Genomic DNA, 253 nt, shown 5'->3' on the forward strand with positions numbered 1-253 from the left:
GCGAATTGTGGCGAGTAAAAGCCATATGACGCCAGAAACCCTGGCATTTGCGCAGCGCTTCAAGCCCAACGAGTTGATTCAGGCGGGGAGTTCCCTGAAGTTTTGTCGGATTGCCGAAGGCAGCGCCGACCTCTATCCCCGTTTGGGGCCTACCTGCGAATGGGATACGGCGGCGGCTCAGGCGGTGGTGGAGGGGGCCGGAGGCCATGTTTTCGATCTGGAGGGCAGGGCTCTGCGCTATGGCAAGAAAGAA

1 protein-coding gene is annotated in these 253 nt (G+C 59.7%); it reads left to right on the forward strand.

Going from position 1 to position 253, the window contains the following annotated elements; translation table 11 throughout:
• Positions 1 to 25: 25 nt before the first annotated feature.
• The coding region (locus IV91_RS0114330) for a 3'(2'),5'-bisphosphate nucleotidase CysQ family protein (RefSeq protein WP_324603975.1) at positions 26 to 253 on the forward strand (228 nt) is incomplete at its 3' end.

This window comes from Ferrovum myxofaciens (assembly GCF_000735045.1).
Lineage (GTDB): Bacteria > Pseudomonadota > Gammaproteobacteria > Burkholderiales > Ferrovaceae > Ferrovum > Ferrovum myxofaciens.